Source organism: Streptomyces sp. ATCC 21386, assembly GCF_018728545.1.
GTDB lineage: Bacteria > Actinomycetota > Actinomycetes > Streptomycetales > Streptomycetaceae > Streptomyces.
Genome location: NZ_JAAVVL010000001.1, coordinates 3,668,655 through 3,684,113 on the forward strand (window position 1 = coordinate 3,668,655; position 15,459 = coordinate 3,684,113).

14 protein-coding genes are annotated in these 15,459 nt (G+C 71.8%); 10 read left to right on the forward strand and 4 right to left on the reverse strand.

Features of this window, described 5'->3' with window-relative positions; all coding sequences use genetic code 11:
* The first annotated feature begins 132 nt into the window (after positions 1 to 132).
* The 7 genes from GWK25_RS16010 (at position 133) to GWK25_RS16040 (ending at position 9,382) form a co-directional block, all read left to right on the forward strand.
* Complete coding sequence (locus GWK25_RS16010; RefSeq protein WP_215450888.1) at positions 133 to 972, forward strand: RNA methyltransferase; 840 nt, start codon at positions 133 to 135, stop codon at positions 970 to 972.
* Positions 973 to 1,025: 53 nt separating this feature from the next.
* A complete protein-coding gene (locus tag GWK25_RS16015) occupies positions 1,026 to 2,162 on the forward strand; it encodes an ATP-binding protein (RefSeq protein WP_215450889.1) in 1,137 nt (378 codons plus the stop codon).
* A 135-nt stretch (positions 2,163 to 2,297) separates the two neighbouring features.
* Complete coding sequence (gene pheS, locus GWK25_RS16020) at positions 2,298 to 3,419, forward strand: phenylalanine--tRNA ligase subunit alpha (protein WP_215450890.1); 1,122 nt, start codon at positions 2,298 to 2,300, stop codon at positions 3,417 to 3,419.
* On the forward strand, positions 3,419 to 5,932 hold the full coding sequence (gene pheT, locus GWK25_RS16025; RefSeq protein ID WP_215450891.1) for a phenylalanine--tRNA ligase subunit beta: 2,514 nt from the start codon (positions 3,419 to 3,421) through the stop codon (positions 5,930 to 5,932). The genes pheS and pheT overlap by 1 nt, the downstream gene beginning before the upstream one ends.
* Positions 5,933 to 6,179: 247 nt before the next feature.
* The gene (locus GWK25_RS16030; RefSeq protein WP_215450892.1) at positions 6,180 to 7,187 is read left to right on the forward strand and encodes a PP2C family protein-serine/threonine phosphatase; all 1,008 of its coding nucleotides are present in this window, start codon (positions 6,180 to 6,182) and stop codon (positions 7,185 to 7,187) included.
* A gap of 211 nt (positions 7,188 to 7,398) precedes the next feature.
* Entirely contained in the window at positions 7,399 to 8,739 is a 1,341-nt protein-coding gene (locus tag GWK25_RS16035) for a transcriptional regulator (protein WP_215450893.1), read from the forward strand.
* 97 nt (positions 8,740 to 8,836) lie between these two features.
* Positions 8,837 to 9,382 (forward strand): NUDIX domain-containing protein, encoded by a 546-nt coding sequence (locus tag GWK25_RS16040; RefSeq protein ID WP_215450894.1) that lies wholly within the window; start codon positions 8,837 to 8,839, stop codon positions 9,380 to 9,382.
* Between the two features lie 30 nt (positions 9,383 to 9,412).
* Here GWK25_RS16040 and GWK25_RS16045 read toward each other — a convergent pair whose 3' ends face one another.
* Together GWK25_RS16045 and GWK25_RS16050 are read right to left on the reverse strand one after the other, a co-directional pair.
* On the reverse strand, positions 9,413 to 9,670 hold the full coding sequence (locus GWK25_RS16045) for a hypothetical protein (protein ID WP_184896212.1): 258 nt from the start codon (positions 9,668 to 9,670) through the stop codon (positions 9,413 to 9,415).
* A gap of 207 nt (positions 9,671 to 9,877) precedes the next feature.
* Entirely contained in the window at positions 9,878 to 10,753 is an 876-nt protein-coding gene (locus tag GWK25_RS16050) for a 3-hydroxybutyryl-CoA dehydrogenase (RefSeq protein WP_215450895.1), read from the reverse strand.
* 178 nt (positions 10,754 to 10,931) lie between these two features.
* Here GWK25_RS16050 and GWK25_RS16055 point away from each other — a divergent pair, with 178 nt between their 5' ends.
* Positions 10,932 to 12,191, forward strand: a complete 1,260-nt coding sequence (locus GWK25_RS16055) for a glycoside hydrolase family 10 protein (RefSeq protein ID WP_251828880.1) — start codon at positions 10,932 to 10,934, stop codon at positions 12,189 to 12,191.
* A gap of 54 nt (positions 12,192 to 12,245) precedes the next feature.
* Here GWK25_RS16055 and GWK25_RS16060 read toward each other — a convergent pair whose 3' ends face one another.
* Both GWK25_RS16060 and GWK25_RS16065 read right to left on the reverse strand, forming a co-directional pair.
* A complete protein-coding gene (locus tag GWK25_RS16060; protein WP_215450896.1) occupies positions 12,246 to 12,443 on the reverse strand; it encodes a DUF1918 domain-containing protein in 198 nt (65 codons plus the stop codon).
* 110 nt (positions 12,444 to 12,553) lie between these two features.
* Positions 12,554 to 13,492, reverse strand: a complete 939-nt coding sequence (locus tag GWK25_RS16065) for a DMT family transporter (RefSeq protein ID WP_215450897.1) — start codon at positions 13,490 to 13,492, stop codon at positions 12,554 to 12,556.
* On the opposite strand from GWK25_RS16065, the gene GWK25_RS16070 reads away from it, so the two are divergent.
* Positions 13,491 to 14,957 (forward strand): PLP-dependent aminotransferase family protein, encoded by a 1,467-nt coding sequence (locus GWK25_RS16070; protein WP_215450898.1) that lies wholly within the window; start codon positions 13,491 to 13,493, stop codon positions 14,955 to 14,957. The genes GWK25_RS16065 and GWK25_RS16070 overlap by 2 nt on opposite strands.
* Positions 14,954 to 15,397 (forward strand): GNAT family N-acetyltransferase, encoded by a 444-nt coding sequence (locus tag GWK25_RS16075; RefSeq protein WP_215450899.1) that lies wholly within the window; start codon positions 14,954 to 14,956, stop codon positions 15,395 to 15,397. Before GWK25_RS16070 ends, GWK25_RS16075 begins: the two co-directional genes overlap by 4 nt.
* The last annotated feature ends 62 nt before the right edge of the window (positions 15,398 to 15,459 follow it).

A 15,459-nucleotide genomic window follows, 5' to 3' on the forward strand; every position in this document is an offset into this window, starting at 1 on the left:
CTTCAAAGATTTATTTCAAGTAATTTTCTGCTTTTCCAAGGACATTTTTTTTTTTTTTCAAGCAGAAGACGGCATCCGAGATGACGTCGAGTCTCGTGGGCTCGGAGATGTGTATAAGAGCCAGCCCCTGAGTTGATCTCCCCCCGCTCCGCCCGCGTCTCCGCGGCCCGGCGGCTCGGGAAGCGGAACTTCCGGGGGAAGGACCGGCTCTTCCTCGCGGAGGGACCGCAGGCCGTGCGGGAGGCCACCGGGCACCGGCCGAACGGCACGCCCACCCTGGTCGAGCTGTTCGTCACGGTCGACGCCGCGGAGCGGTACGCCGACATCGTCGGCGACGCCCGCACCGCCGGCGCCCGCGTCCACCTCGCCGACGAGTCCGTCATCGCCGACATCTCCACGACCGTCACCCCGCAGGGCCTCGTCGGGATCTGCCGGTTCCTCGACACCCCCTTCGCGGAGATCCTCGACAGCCGCCCCAAGCTCGTCGCCGTACTCGCCCACGTCCGCGACCCCGGCAACGCCGGCACCGTGCTGCGCTGCGCCGACGCCGCCGGAGCCGAGGCCGTCGTGCTCACCGACGCCTCCGTGGACCTCTACAACCCCAAGGCCGTGCGGGCCTCCGTCGGATCGCTGTTCCATCTGCCGGTGGCCGTCGGCGTACCCGTGGACGAGGCCGTCGCGGGGCTCAAGGGCATCGGCGTACGCGTCCTCGCCGCCGACGGCGCGGGCCAGGACGACCTCGACGACGAACTCGACAAGGGCACGATGGGCGGGCCCACGGCCTGGGTGTTCGGCAACGAGGCCTGGGGGCTGCCCGAGGAGACACGGGCGCTGGCCGACGCCGTCGTCCGGGTACCGATCCACGGAAAGGCGGAAAGCCTGAACCTGGCGACCGCCGCCGCCGTATGTCTCTACGCGTCCGCCCGTGCACAGCGCGCCTTCGGAGGGTGCCGCACCGTCACGCCCAGCTAGTAGGGTGACGGGCTCGGGGGCCCACTGCACAGAGCGAGAGGTGGGGTACGGGGATGAGGGTCGGCACCAGCGGCACACCGGTGGCACGGGACGTGCGCGCCACATCCGCGGCCCGGCAGGGCGATCTCGCCGAACTGGGCATCCACCCCGACGACCTCCCCGACGGACTGGTCGTGGCCGACGAGAACGGCCGCGTGATCTGCTTCAACGCCGCAGCCGCCCGGATCACCGCCACCCCCGCCGCCGACGCCCTCGGCCGCCCGCTCGAATGGGCCCTCCCCTTAGAAGACCTCGAAGGCCGCCGCTGGTGGCAGCTGACCGACCCGTACGGGGGCCTCGCCATCCGCGTCGGACAGCCCGAGCGGAACCTGCTGCTGCCCGGGGCGCGCGAGATCCTCGTATCGGCCCGCTACCTCCGCAGCGAACCCACCGGCCCCGTCCGCCGCGTCGTCGTCTCCCTGCGCGACACCGAGGCCCGCCGCCGCACCGAACGCAGCCACGCCGAACTCATCGCCACCGTGGCCCACGAACTGCGCTCACCCCTGACCTCGGTCAAGGGGTTCACCGCGACGCTGCTCGCCAAGTGGGAGCGGTTCACGGACGACCAGAAGAAGCTCATGCTGGAGACCGTCGACGCCGACGCCAACCGGGTCACCCGGCTCATCGCCGAGCTGCTCGACATCTCGCGCATCGACTCGGGGCGGCTCGAAGTACGACGCCAGCCCGTGGACATGGGCGCGGCCGTCGGACGGCACATCCAGGCCTATGTCGCCGCCGGACAGCCCGCCGACCGCTTCCTGCTGCGGATCGAGCAGCCGCTGCCCGCTCTGTGGGCCGACCCCGACAAGATCGACCAGGTGCTGAGCAACCTGCTGGAAAATGCGGTGCGGCACGGCGAGGGAACCGTCACGATTGACGTCACGGCCACGGAGTCCCCCCGGGAGGGCGAGGACACCGCCACGTCGGTCACGGTGAGCGACGAGGGCAGTGGCATTCCGGAGGAGTCCATGAACCGCGTCTTCACCCGCTTCTGGCGGGGCAGCAAGCGCGGTGGCACCGGTCTCGGGCTGTACATCGTCAAGGGCATCGTCGAAGCCCACGGCGGCACCATCACCGTCGGACGCGCCCCCGGCGGCGGCGCCGAGTTCCGATTTACGTTGCCCGTGGCGGCGCCGGCCTATCTGGCCTGAGCACCACGGGCGCGTTCGTACACCTCCACCCCGTTAGACTCGGCCTTTGGCACCTTTGTGTCCCAAAAACCGTGACGATCTGTCCACGAGTCGGTACGGGGACCATCCGCCAGCCAATCGGAAGCACGGGAAGAGATGTCGGCACCGAATAAGTCGTACGACCCTGTAGAGGTCGAGGCCTTGAAACCGGAAGAGATCGAGCGCATGCGGGACGAGGCGCTCGCCGCCTTCGCCGCCGCGGACTCCCTCGACGCGCTCCAGGAGGCCAAGGTCGCCCACACCGGGGGCACCTCCCCGCTGGCCCTCGCCAACCGCGAGATCGGCGCGCTGCCCCCGCAGGCCAAGGCCGCGGCCGGCAAGCTCGTCGGCCAGGCCCGGGGCGCGGTGAACAAGGGCCTCGCCGCCCGCCAGAGCGAGCTGGAGGCCGAGCGCGACGCCCGGGTGCTGGTCGAGGAGGCAGTGGACGTCACGCTGCCGTACGACCGCGTCCCCGCCGGCGCCCGCCACCCGCTCACCACGCTGTCGGAGCGCATCGAGGACATCTTCGTGGCCATGGGCTACGAGGTCGCCGAGGGCCCGCAGGTCGAGGCCGAGTGGTTCAACTTCGACGCGCTCAACATCGGCCCGGACCACCCGGCCCGGGGCGAGGCGGACACCTTCTTCGTGCAGGGCCCCGAGGGCGGCACCGAGTCCGGTGTCGTGCTGCGCACCCACACCTCGCCCGTGCAGATCCGCTCCCTGCTCGACCGCGAGCTGCCGGTGTACGTGATCTGTCCCGGCCGTGTGTACCGCACCGACGAGCTGGACGCCACGCACACCCCGGTCTTCCACCAGGTCGAGCTGCTCGCCGTCGACGAGGGCCTGACCATGGCCGACCTCAAGGGCACCCTCGACCACATGGTCCAGTCGCTGTTCGGCGAGGGCATGAAGACCCGGCTGCGGCCGAACTTCTTCCCGTTCACCGAGCCGTCCGCCGAGATGGACATGCTCTGCTACGTCTGCAAGGGCACCTCCGTCGGCAACCCCGACCGCCCCTGCCGCACCTGCTCCAGCGAGGGCTGGATCGAGCTGGGCGGCTGCGGCATGGTCAACCCCCGGGTCCTCGTCGCCTGCGGCGTCGACCCCGAGAAGTACAGCGGATTCGCCTTCGGGTTCGGCATCGAACGGATGCTGATGTTCCGCCACAACGTCGAAGACATGCGAGACATGGTCGAGGGTGACGTCCGGTTCACCCGGCCGTTCGGGATGGAGATCTGATGCGGGTCCCGCTTTCCTGGCTGCGGGAGTACGTCGACCTGCCGGCCACCGAGACCGGTCGTGACGTACAGGCCAAGCTCATCTCGGCCGGCCTGGAGGTGGAGACCGTCGAGCAGCTCGGCGACGGCCTCAAGGGCCCCCTCGTCGTCGGTCAGGTGCTGACCATCGAGGAGCTGACGGAGTTCAAGAAGCCCATCCGCTTCTGCACCGTCGACGTCGGAACCGCCAACGGCACCGGCGAGCCCCAGGAGATCGTCTGCGGCGCCCGCAACTTCGCCGTCGGCGACAAGGTCGTCGTGGTCCTCCCCGGCGCCGAACTGCCCGGCGGCTTCGCCATCTCCGCCCGCAAGACCTACGGCCGCAACTCCCACGGCATGATCTGCTCCAGCGACGAGCTGGGCATGGGCGACGACGGCACCAAGGGCATCATCGTGCTGCCGCCGGAGACCGAGGTCGGCAAGGACGCGATCGAACTCCTGGAGCTGGTCGACGAGGTCCTCGACATCGCCGTCACGCCCGACCGCGGCTACTGCCTGTCGATCCGCGGCGTCGCCCGCGAGACCGCCATCGCCTACGGCCTGCCGCTGCGCGACCCGGCCCTCCTCGACGTACCCGGCCCGAACGCGTTCGGGCACCCCGTCCAGGTCTCCGACCCGATCGGCTGCGACCGCTTCACCGCCCGCACCGTCACCGGGCTCGACGCCGAGGCGCGCTCCCCGATCTGGCTCAAGCGCCGGCTGCAGAAGGTCGGCATGCGCCCGATCTCGCTCGCCGTCGACATCACCAACTACGTGATGATGGAGCTGGGCCAGCCGCTGCACGCCTACGACCGCGCCCTCGTCCAGGGCACCATCGGCGTCCGCCGGGCCGAGGAGGGCGAGAAGATCGTCACCCTCGACGGCACCACCCGCACCCTGCACGCCGAGGACCTGGTGATCACCGACGAGCGCGGCCCCATCGGCCTCGCCGGGGTCATGGGCGGCGCCAACACCGAGATCGCCGATCACGACGATGTGGAGAACGCCTCCGTCGACGTCGTCATCGAGGCCGCCCACTTCGACCAGGTCGCCATCGCGCGCACGGCCCGTCGGCACAAGCTGTCGTCGGAGGCGTCCCGCCGCTTCGAGCGCGGCGTCGACCCGCTGGCCGCGGCCGCCGCCGCCCAGCGCACCGTCGACCTGCTCGTGCTCCTCGCGGGTGGCACCGCCGACGCGGGCGTCACCGAGGTGATCGCCCCGTCCGCGCCCCGCACGATCACGATCCCGGCGGACCACCCGGACCGGGTCGCGGGCGTCGCGTACGGCCGCGAGACCGTCGTACGCCGCCTCCAGGAGGTCGGCTGCGACGTCTACGGCCAGGACGAGCTGATCGTCACCGTGCCGTCCTGGCGGCCCGACCTCACCGACCCGAACGACCTCGCCGAAGAGGTCATCCGGCTGGAGGGCTACGAGAACCTGCCCTCCACGCTGCCCAAGCCCCCCGCGGGGCGCGGCCTCACCCACCGGCAGCGACTGCACCGCCGGGTCGGGCGGGCACTGGCCGGTGCCGGATACGTCGAGGCGCCGAACTACCCCTTCATCGGCGAGCAGGTCTTCGACCAGCTCGGCCTGGAGGCGGACGACCCGGCCCGCCGCGTCGTCCGGCTCACCAACCCGCTCAACGACGAGGAGCCCGCGCTGCGCACCTCGCTGCTGCCGGGTCTGCTGGGCGCGCTGCGGCGCAACGACGGCCGGGGCACGCACGACCTCGCCCTGTTCGAGACCGGCCTGGTCTTCCTGCCCCGCGAGGAGCAGCGGGTCGCCGTCGCGCTGCCGGTCGACCGTCGGCCCACGGACGAGGAGATCGCGACGCTGAACGCCGCGCTGCCCGAGCAGCCGCGCCACGTCGCCGTCGTCGTCGCCGGGGCCCGCGAGCAGGCCGGCTGGTGGGGCAGGGGCCGCCCGGCCGACTGGGCCGACACCGTCGAGGCGGGCCGCGCGGTCGCCCGCGAGGCCGGTGCCGAACTGGTCGTCCGCAAGGGCCAGTACGGTCCCTGGCACCCCGGCCGCTGCGCCGAGTTCGTGGTCGTCGCCGACGGCACCGAGGGGGTCGTCGGCCACGCCGGTGAGCTGCACCCGCGCGTCCTGAAGGCGCTCGGGCTGCCGGCCCGGACCGCCGCGATGGAGATCGACCTGGACGCCCTGGAGCAGGTGGGGGACAGTACCCCGCAGGCGCCGAGCATCTCCACGTTCCCGGTCGCCACGCAGGACGTCGCGCTCGTCGTCGACGCGTTCGTGCCGCACGCCGACGTGGAGGCCGCGCTGCGTGAGGGCGCGGGTGAACTCCTCGAGGGCATCCGGCTGTTCGACGTGTACGAGAACGCGGAGCAGCTGGGTGACGGGCGGAAGTCGCTGGCGTACGCGCTGCGCTTCCGGGCCGCGGATCGCACGCTGACCGTGGACGAGGCGTCGGCGGCCCGGGACGCGGCGGTCGCCCTCGCGGGCGAGCGTACGGGGGCCGTGCTGCGCAGCTAGGGCACCTGAGGGGTGGGGGAACTGCGGTTGTACGGCGGCTGCGGATCGTTCGTGGCCTGTCGCGCAGTTCCCCGCGCCCCTGAGAGGCATGGGGCAAGCCCTGATGCCCCCAGCCCTCCGTGTGGTCACCTCACTCATTCGGGTGACAAAGGTGAGTGATCGCCCCCAACCGGGCGTGCTGTGGACAGAATCGGACCGGCCTCTCTGGGCCGTACGCGCTGTCCGGGCCTGATGGGGGGCCAACGGCATGATTCGAAACAGGGTTGAGGCCCCTCGTCGGGCGTGGTCCCGGGGGCGCCGCCTCTCCGGTCGGCTCGGTGCCGGGATCGTCGGCGGTGCCGTCGTCCTCGCAGTCGGCACCGGGCTGATGCTCCACGTCAGGCGGAAGTTGCTGCGGGAAGTGCGGCAGGCGCGCGTGGTCGCGGGCGTCGCCCGGAACGTGCTGCTCAGGCCGCTGCCCGCACGGATCGACGGGCTCGCCACCGCCGCCGCCCAGCTCTCCGCCGACCGGGGCGCGACCGTCGGCGGCGACCTGTACGAGGTGATCGCCACCGAGCACGGGGTACGGGTCGTGATGGGCGACGTGCGCGGCCACGGCCTCGCCGCCCTCGGGACCGTCGCCGCCGTCCTCGGCAGCTTCCGCGAGGCCGTCCACGACGAGGCCGAACTCGCCGGAGTCCTCGCCCGTCTCGACCGCGCCCTCGCCCGCCATCTCCGGGACCGTGCCGGCAGCGAGACCGCGGAGGACTTCGTCACCGTCCTCCTGCTGGAGATCACCCCCGACGGCGAACTCCACGCCCTCAACTGCGGCCATCCCTGGCCCTACCTGCTCAGCGTCGGCCGCGCGTCGCCCGTCACCCGGGCCGACCCCCTGCCCCCGCTCGGCCTCTTCCCGCTGCCCGCCGAGCTCCCGGTCACGCCCTGCGGCCAACTCCTCCCGGGCGAGGCCCTGTTCCTCCACACGGACGGCGTGGAGGACGCGAGAGACGGCCAGGGCCGCTTCTTCCCCCTGGCGGCCGCGCTGAGGGAAGCCGTGAGCGGCCGCCCCATCTGTCCTCAGGCCGTCCTGCGGGCGGTGTTCTGGCAGCTCCTCCGCCACGCAGGAGGAAGGCCCAAGGACGACATCGCGATACTGCTACTCCGCAACGAACGTCCACTTGTCTTGAGGGGCGCGGGGAACTGCGCGACCAGAGTCCCGGGGCACGGCCACCAACGACCCGCAGCCGACAACCCTCCAGTCGCCCCCACCCCGTAGTCGCCCCCGCTCCGCCCGGACGGGCCACCGCACTGTACGAGGGGGAGCCGGCGGCCCGGCCGGCCTCTTGGCGAGGGATCCCAGTCAACCTGTCCGAAACTCTCTGCGACAGCGCGCACACAGCCCGAATTCGGGCGTTCCCTTCACACCCCGTGTGAAGAGGGAGGCGCTACGCTGCGATTCGCCGGCACCGAGCCACCGGAGGGCCTCCATGCAGCCCAACACCCTGCTCGACGCGATCCTCGACGAGGCCGGTATCTCCCACGCCGGTCTCGCCGCCCATGTCAATCAGGCGGGGCGGGCCCGGGGGCTGGAGCTGAGATACGAACACACCGCCGTGGCACGGTGGTTGAAGGGGCAGCGGCCGCGAGGACAGGTGCCCGACCTGATCTGTGAGGTGCTCGCCGCACGCCTGCGCAGAACCGTCACCCTCGACGACATCGGGCTCGGTGTGCCGGGCGAGGCGGCTTCCCCGCACGGTGCCGGGCTCTCCGGTTTCGTGGAGCGCGCCACCGCCCTGTGGCGCTCCGACGAACAACAGCGGCCGCACGTCCTGGGCGCCCCCGCCGTCACCGGGACCCCCGCCGTGATGCCCGTCTGGGAGTGGGAGAACCCGCCGGAGGACGTCGACGTCTCCCGTGGGGGACGACATCACGTCAGCCTGGCCGACATCGAGATGCTGCGCGCCGCCCGGACGCACTACGAGCAGATGTACCGCAAGGCCGGGGGTGTCGCCACCCGCACCCGGATCGTCGGGTTCCTCAACGCCGAGGCCGCACCGCTGCTGCGGGGCAGCTACACCGACGCCACCGGCCGCCAACTGCACCGCGCCACCGGGGGGTTGGTCGCGATCGCCGGGATCTGCGCGTACGACTCCGACGCCCATGGCCTGGCCCAGCGCTACTTCCACCAGGCGCTGCGGCTGGCCAAGGCCAGCGGGGACCGGGGGCTCGGAACGTATGTGATCGCGCTCCTCGTCAACCAGTCGCTGTTCATGCGGGAGTACCGGCAGGCCGTCGCCTTCGCCGAGGCGGCGCTGCGTACGGCCGGTACGGACATCACCCCGGCGCTCGCCTCCGATCTGTACGCGATGCAGGCGAAGGCGTACGCGCACCTCGGCGACGGCACGAGCGCGCTGTCCTGCATCCGGCGGGCGGAGCAGGCCGCCGAGCGCATCCGGCGCGGGTGCGAACCCGATGAGACCGGCTATGTCCAACCCGGCCTGGTGAACGTACAGGTGGCGGAGGCACTGCTCAGCCTCGGTGACCTGACGGCCGCGGCGGAGCATGCCGCGGCGGCCGTCGAATCCCCGGCGCACGACCGGGGGCGGGTGCACCGGCTCGCGATGTTCAGCCAGATCGAACTGCGGCAGGGCAACGCGGACAAGGCGGCGGCCACCGCCGTCGAGATGGCCGAGCGGGCGCGCGGAATGGAGTCCATGCGCCTGCGTGACAGACTGCGGGCGGTCCGCGAGCACCTCGTGCGCAGCGGCTGCGCGGGGACCTCCGAGGCCGCCGAACTCATCGACGGGGCACTGCGCGTACCGCTCTGACGCCGCCCCGGGGCGCGGCCGTGCACCGGCTGTGCGCCTGCTGTCACCAAGCTCCTGCTGCGATATTGCCACTTACTCGGCGGAAGGTGGCAGAACCGTGCAGTGGACGAAACAGAGCGAACAAACTGTGTACTCGAACCGCTGGTTCAGCGTCAATCTCGCGGATGTGGCGTTGCCGGACGGGCGGCACCTCGATCACTTCCTGATACGGCTGCGGCCCGTCGCCGTGGCCACCGTGGTCAACGACTCGAACGAGGTGCTGCTCCTGTGGCGGCACCGCTTCATCACCGACAGCTGGGGCTGGGAGCTCGCGGCGGGCGTAGTCGAGGACGGCGAAGCCATCGCCGAGGCGGCGGCCCGTGAACTGGAGGAGGAGACCGGATGGCGGCCGGGACCCCTGCACCACCTGATGAGCGTCGAGCCCTCCAACGGGCTAGCCGACGCCCGGCATCACATCTACTGGGCCGACGAGGGCGTGTACGTCGGCCACCCCGTGGACGACTTCGAGTCGGACCGTCGGGAATGGGTCCCCCTCAAGCTCGTCCCCGACATGGTCGCCCGCGGCGAGGTCCCGGCCGCCAACATGGCGGCCGCCCTGCTCCTGCTGCACCACCTACGGCTCGGGCAGGACGCCCAGCCCTGAACCCCCCGTCACGTCCCGCCCGAGGGGCTCTCAGCGGCCCAGCGCCTGCCAGATGGACACCACCAGGGCGCCCAGTGCCGTGAGGGCCGCCACCGCGGGCAGCGGCCAGCGGGCGTGCTCCAGGCTGACGACCCGCGCGCTCAGATCGTCCAGTTCCTTGGCGGTCTGCTCGGCGCGGTGGCTCAGCAGGGTGTGCCCGCCTTCGACGCGCGCGTGTGCCACGTCCAGACGGCGGCGTAACTCTGCGAGTTCGCCATGGAGCACGGGATGTTCGGGGTCGATGGCCACGAGTCCGCTCCTCTCTGTAGTCGTCCTCATCCCTTGCATGCGCACGTGAAGTCAACTCGCCTGGTGGGCGGGTGGGGAGAGTGTGCGAGCGGCATATGCGTGTCCGCCGCGCACACGGTGTGTGAATACGACGGGCCCGGCACCTTCTCCGGTGCCGGGCCCGTGCGCGAAAGGGAACTGACCGTGCGTAGTCGAACGGTCGGGAGATCAGGCGTAGGCGTAGAAGCCCGAACCCGTCTTGCGGCCCAGCCGCCCCGCGTCCACCATGCGCTGGAGCAGCGGGGGAGCGGCGTACAGCGGCTCCTTGTACTCCTCGTACATGGAATTGGCGATGGAGACGATGGTGTCCAGGCCGATCAGGTCGGAGAGCTTCAGCGGGCCCATCGGGTGGGCGCAGCCCAGCTCCATGCCGTTGTCGATGTCCTCGCGGCCCGCGATGCCCGACTCGAACATCCGGATCGCGGAGAGCAGATACGGCACCAGCAGCGCGTTGACGACGAAGCCCGAGCGGTCCTGGGCCCGCACGGCGTGCTTGCCCAGCACCTTCTCGGCGAACAGCTGCGCCCGGCTGAGCGTGCCCTCGGAGGTGGTCAGCGCCGGGATCAGCTCGACGAGCTTCTGCACCGGGGCCGGGTTGAAGAAGTGGATGCCGATGACGTGGTCGGGCCGCGAGGTGGCGACCGCGAGCTTCACCAGCGGGATCGAGGAGGTGTTGGAGGCGAGGATCGCGTCCGGGCGGGTCACCACCTGGTCGAGCACCTGGAAGATCTCCGTCTTCACCTGCTCGTTCTCCACGACCGCCTCGATGACGAGGTCACGGTCGGCGAACTCGCCGAGATCGGTGGTGAAGCTCAGGCGCGCCTGGGTCCCGTCCAGCTCCGCCTCGGTGATCTTGCCGCGCTCGGCGGCCTTGGACAGGGAGTTGAACAGCCGGGTACGGCCGATCTCCAGGGCTTCGCCGGTGGTCTCGGCGACCTTGACGTCCAGTCCGGCGCGGGCGCACACCTCGGCGATGCCCGCTCCCATCTGGCCGCAGCCCACGACTCCGACGCGTGCAATGTCTCCCGCCGGGATGTCCGTCACATCGTCCCTTTCACAGTATTTCGTGCCTGGCAGATACCCCTGGTGGGGGCCTGCGCCAAACCTGCACGTTACCCGCGACGCCTACTGATCAGTATTCCGGGTGTCACATGGAAGGCTTGGTCCGGGAACGGTCCGCGACGGGGCGGACACGCGGGACGCGGTACGCGGAGGTACGAGGATGCATCGCAAGCCACGGATGTCACGGCGGGCCTTCTGGGCGACCGCGGCGGCGACCCTCGTGGCGGCCGGCGGAGTGGCGGCGGGCACCGCCATCGCCGGCGGGGAACCGAGACCGCGCCGCAGGGCGGGCGAGGGCGAGCTGCGCGGTATGTGGCTGGCCTCCGTCCTCAACCGGGACTGGCCCTCGAAGGCCGGCCTGACCGCCGCCGAACAGCGCGCCGAACTCCTCGCCCACCTCGACACGGCCGTGGACCGCCGTCTCAACGCGGTGATCTTCCAGGTCCGCCCCAGCGCAGACGCCCTCTGGCCCTCACCGCACGAGCCCTGGTCGCAGTACCTCACCGGAACCCAGGGCAAGGACCCCGGGTGGGACCCGCTGGGCACGGCCGTCGAGGAGGCGCACGCCCGGGGGCTCGAACTGCACGCCTGGTTCAACCCGTACCGGGTCGCGGTCCACACCGACCCGAGCCGGCTGGTCGCCTCGCACCCGGCCCGGCAGCACCCCGACTGGGTCGTCCCCTACGGCGGCAAGCTCTACTACAACCCCGGCATCCCCGCCGTCCGCGCCTTCGTGGAGAAGGCCATGCTCGACGCCGTCCGCAGGTACGCCGTCGACGCCGTGCACTTCGACGACTACTTCTACCCGTACCCGGTGGCCGGTCAGGTCTTCGACGACGACGAGGCCTACGACCGGTACGGCGCGAGCTTCCCCAACCGGGCGGCCTGGCGGCGCGACAACATCGACCTGCTGGTGCGGGAGACCGCGGCCCAGATCAAGACGATCCGGCCCGGCACCCAGTTCGGGATCAGCCCCTTCGGCGTGTGGCGCAACGCCGAGACCGACGCGTCGGGCTCGGACACCCGAGCGGGCGTGCAGACCTACGACGACCTGCACGCGGACACCCGCAAGTGGGTCCGGGAGAACTGGATCGACTACATCGTCCCGCAGCTGTACTGGAACATCGGCTTCGCCGCGGCCGACTACGCCAAGCTGCTGCCCTGGTGGGCGCAGACCGCCCGGGGCAGCGGGACGCGGCTGTACATCGGGGAGGCCCTCTACAAGGCGGGCGACCCGGCGCAGCCCGCGGCCTGGCAGGACCCGGCCGAGCTGTCGTCGCACCTCACCCTGGCCCGCGACTTCCCCGAGGCGCGCGGACATGTCTTCTTCTCGGCCAAGGAGGTCGGCGTCGACAAGATCGGCGCCATGGCACGCGTGGTCGCCGACCACTACCAGCGGCCGGCGGAACCACCGCGCTGACGGAACCCGGGGAAGGGCTCGTGGTACTGGGCCCGGGGGCGCCGGGAAGGACGATTACCTGGGGTCCTCGGGGTGGCGGACGACGGTGTCCGGGCCGGGGGACATCAGTGCCTCGTGCCCGTCGTCGTCGAACCTGACCCGGTAGGGCGGATTGCCGTCCTGACCGAGCACCTCCAGGACCTCCGCGGTCCGGTCGTGGTGCCCGACGGTCCTGCCGTGCACCAGCAGGGTGTCGCCTACAACTGCTCGCATCGGGGGCCTCCTCGTTCTGCACGGGAGTGGCGGTCCGTGACCGCAGTCTATTGCGGGCGGCGCCGGATGGACCTGTGTGCGTACGGCTCTCGCGTGCTCCCGCACCCGACTCAGGCGGACGAGCGCTGGGTGACCGCGATGCAGACCAGCACGGCGGCGGCCGTCAGGGGCGCGGCCGGGGTGAGCTGCTCGCCGAGGAGCAGCACCGACCACACCAGTGTGAGCAGCGGCTGCGCCAGCTGCAACTGGCTGGCCTTCGGTATGCCGATCGCCGCCATGCCCCGGTACCAGACGACCAGCCCCAGGAACTGGGACCCGGCCGCCACCCACAACAGCCCGGCCACGCTGTGCGCGGTCAGCAGGGCGGGCTCGTACGACAGGGCCAGCAGTGCGCCCGGCACGCTCAGCGGCAGGCAGAGCACCAGGGCCCAGCCGATGACCTGCCAGCCCGGCATCACCCGGGCCAGTCGCCCGCCCTCGGTGTAGCCGGCCGCGCACACCAGCAGGGCGCCGAAGAGACAGAGATCGGCCGTGGTGAGGGCGCCGCCGCTCTGGGTCACGGTGAACGCGAGCACCGCGGCGGCTCCGGCGAGGGCGGCGGTCCAGAAGGTACGCGAGGGACGGGTGCCCATGCGCAGGGCCGAGAACAGGGCGGTCGTCAGCGGGAGCAGCCCGACCACGACGGCGGCGTGCGCGGTGGTGGAGGTCTGGAGCGCGAGAGTGGTCAGCGTCGGGAAGCCCAGCACGACACCGGCGGCCACGACCGCGAGCCCCGCCCAGTGCCGTCGGCCCGGCAGGGGGACCCGCAGGGCCAGCAGACAGACACCGGCGATGACGGCGGCCAGCACGCTGCGCACGCCGACCAGGGACCAGGGGCCGAAGCCCTCCAGGCCCCAGGTGGTGGCGGGGAAGGTGAGAGAGAAGGCGGTGACACCGAGGGCGGCCTGGAGCGTGCCGCCGGCGCGAGGACGTGGACCGGGCGCGGCGGGGGCGTGATGGCTGCCCACCGCTACTGAAGTTTCGGTGATAGCGCTACTCTCTACTCTCATGCACGAGCGTAGCAGTGTCGCGGAACTGGTGGAACAGCTGAGAAAAGAGCTCGACCGCTACTCTGTCGGTGGAAAGCTGCCGTCGAGCCGTGCCCTCGTCGAGCGGTTCCGGGTGAGCCCGGTGACCGTGTCGCGGGCCTTGGCGCACCTGGCCGCCGAGGGGCTGGTGGTGACCCGGCCGGGTGCGGGCGCCTTCCGGGCGAGCCCGCGCGAGAGCGGCACGGCCTCGGTGGGGGACACCTCCTGGCAGGAGGTCGCGCTGAGCGCGGACGGCAGCGCCGAGCCGTCGCCCCGCACGGTGGACGCCTCCGGGGTCCTGGTCTCGCTCGCCTCTCCGCCGCCCGGCGTCATCGAGTTCAACGGAGGCTATCTGCACCCGTCCCTCCAGCCGGAGCAGGCGATGGCCGCCGCCCTGTCCAGGGCGGGGCGGCGGCCCGGGGTGTGGGCGCGGCCGCCGGTCGAGGGGGTGCCCGAGCTGCGCGAGTGGTTCGCGCGGAGCATCGGCGGGGCGATCACCGCGGCCGAGGTGATCGTCGCGGCGGGCGGCCAGTCCGCCCTCACCACCGCGCTGCGCGCCCTCGCGCCCCCAGGGGCGCCCGTCCTCGTCGAGTCGCCCACGTACCCCGGCATGCTGGCGATCGCGCGGGCGGCCGGACTGCGCCCCGTACCGGTGCCCGTGGACGCGCACGGGGTCAGGCCCGCCCTCCTCGCCGACGCGTTCAAGGCGTCCGGGGCGCGGGTCTTCGTCTGCCAGCCGCTCTTCCAGAACCCCACCGGCGCCGCCCTGTCGGCCGACCGCAGGGCAGAGGTGCTGCGGATCGCCCGCGAGGCGGGGGCCTTCGTCGTGGAGGACGACTTCGTACGCCGACTCGTGCACGAGGACGCCGGGCCCCTGCCCCGGCCACTGGCCGCCGACGACCCCGACGGCGTGGTCGTGCACGTCTCCTCGCTGACCAAGGCGACCTCGCCCAGCTTCCGGGTGGGCGCCCTGGCCGCACGGGGCCCGGTCCTGGAACGGCTGCGCGCCATCCAGGTCGTCGACACCTTCTTCGTGCCGCGCCCCCTTCAGGAGGCCGCACTCGAACTCGTCGGCTCGCCCGCCTGGCCCCGCCATCTTCGCGCCGTTTCACGGGAGTTGAAGCTCCGTCGGGACGCCCTCACCTCCGCGCTGCGGTCGCTTCTGCCCGAACTCGCCCTGCCCCACATCCCCTCCGGCGGCTACCACCTCTGGCTGCGCCTGCCCGACGGCACGGACGAGGCGGCCCTGGTCGCCGCCGCCCTGCGCGCGGGCGTAGCCGTCACCCCGGGCCGCCCCTACTTCAGCGCCGAACCCCCGGCCGGGCACCTGCGGTTGAGCTTCGCCGGGGTCGCGGGCGCGGGCGAGATCGCGGAAGGGGTGCGGCGGCTGGAGGAGGCCGTAAAAGGTTCGACAGCGGGCGCCCCGGCTGCGAACGTCCTGTCATGAACGACGAGTTGACGCCCACCGTCCCGGAGGGCTACGAGATCTCCGACGATCCCGGACGCATCGACGTCGGACGGGTCCACCACTGGCTGTCCACCGACGCCTACTGGGCCCTCGGCCGCACCCGCGAGAAGCAGGAGAGCGCGATCCGGGGATCCCTCAACTTCGGTGCGTATGAGGCGGGTTCGGGGGAGCAGGTCGCGTACGCGCGGGTGGTGACCGACGGGGCCACCTTCGCCTGGCTCTGCGATGTGTACGTCGCCCCCTCGGCGCGGGGGAACGGGCTCGGCACCGCGCTGGTCGCGGCCGTGCGCGAGCACCTGCGGCCCAGCGGGCTGCGACGCCTCCTGCTCGCGACGCACGACGCGCACGGCGTCTACGCGAAGCTCGGGTTCGAGCCGCTGGCCAAGCCCGAGCAGTACATGGCGCTGCTGTTCGACTGAGGGGCGGCGGAGGGGCGGCGGAGGTGCGATGGATAGGTCGCGTGCGGCGTCCGGTGCGGTGT